The organism is Cupriavidus sp. CuC1, assembly GCF_044627735.1.
Classification (GTDB): Bacteria; Pseudomonadota; Gammaproteobacteria; order Burkholderiales; family Burkholderiaceae; genus Cupriavidus; species Cupriavidus ulmosensis.
In genome coordinates this window covers 1-1,142 of sequence record NZ_JBIUHC010000384.1, presented here as the reverse complement: position 1 = coordinate 1,142, position 1,142 = coordinate 1, and the positions used below count along the sequence as shown (strand labels likewise).

3 protein-coding genes are annotated in these 1,142 nt (G+C 57.2%); 1 reads left to right on the top strand and 2 read right to left on the bottom strand.

Annotation, left to right across the window (positions count from 1 at the left end):
- A partial coding sequence (locus ACGLHR_RS51795; RefSeq protein WP_400103906.1) for a hypothetical protein occupies positions 1-200 on the bottom strand: 200 nt, incomplete at its 3' end.
- A 271-nt stretch (positions 201-471) separates the two neighbouring features.
- On the bottom strand, positions 472-756 hold the full coding sequence (locus ACGLHR_RS51790) for a hypothetical protein (protein ID WP_400103905.1): 285 nt from the start codon (positions 754-756) through the stop codon (positions 472-474).
- On the opposite strand from ACGLHR_RS51790, the gene ACGLHR_RS51785 reads away from it, so the two are divergent.
- Entirely contained in the window at positions 739-1,140 is a 402-nt protein-coding gene (locus tag ACGLHR_RS51785) for a hypothetical protein (RefSeq protein WP_400103903.1), read from the top strand. The genes ACGLHR_RS51790 and ACGLHR_RS51785 overlap by 18 nt on opposite strands.
- The last annotated feature ends 2 nt before the right edge of the window (positions 1,141-1,142 follow it).

Sequence of the window (1,142 nt, the reverse complement as noted above, 5' to 3'; positions counted from 1 at the left end):
TGCCATCCTTCAAGCTCTTCTTGTTGTTGCAGAGGCTTGAAAGTTAACACAAATTCGAATTTGTTAACAGTATTGTGTCTAAGCCCGAAATCAAGGCGGCGATCCTGAAGGAAGGCGCCGAAGCCAGGCCCGTTACGCCGGCCCAATTCGCCGCCACCATTAGGCAGGACGTGGAGCGGTGGAGAATGCTCGCCAAGCAACAGAACATTGTCGTGGACTGAGGATCGCGGGTATGGGGCCCCGTGGTGCTAATCCTTGAAATTGCAGCGCAATTTCTGGCTATCTCTGCGGCCGCATATCCAAAGGCCGAATTTGGGTACCTATGGAGAATCTCGTCGTACCGGATGCGACGCAACTTGGGTTGGGTGTTCACGATCTCGAGGCGGTTTTCGTGGATTTTGGGACCCACGATTTCCATGCCGCCCATGCGAAGTGATTGTTTCAGCTTCCGCGGGCTGCCAAGTTGCTCGATCAGGATCTCGTGGCGAAGCCGACGCGGCCGGATGCCAACAAGGAAAAGAGCGATGCCTCCACGCACCCCGGATCGTGTTCGGAAAAGCGCTCGAGCACCGCATCCAACGCGCTCGGTTTGCTCAGGTAGACCACGATGGCCTGCTCCAGCATGTGGACATGGAACCGCCGGTAGCTGACGAGGTACGGGACAATGCGCGACCAGTTGGCGATCGGCACCGTCCAGGCCTGCAGTTCAGATTGGAGGATGACGTGGACAGGCGGACCATGCAAGGTGCTGACCACGGAAGCGAATTCTTCAGGGCCTTGCTCGTGGCCATCCTCAGAACGATTACTCTCAATCAGCCAGAACTCCCCGGCTGGCGCATCCCGCAATCAGACCCAGAAATCGATCACAGCGCTGCGCGTGCCGCCGACTCGAGCCGGGCGCTCGGTGAAAGTCTCGATCGCAGGATTGGCTTCAATCATCAGCCAGGTCCGGTAAGTCTCGTAGCTACCGAGGCTCAGCCGACGTCCAACCTTTGGACTGAAGTCAATTGCGTCCAGCAAGAATTTGTCGTGGAGCAGCTCGATCGCTACTGCGCGTCGCAGCGAGCGGAACGTGTCAATGACTTTGCGTCACCTGGCTTCATGAATTTACTGTGCCGGGCTGTGGTGTGTTTGGGGTAATG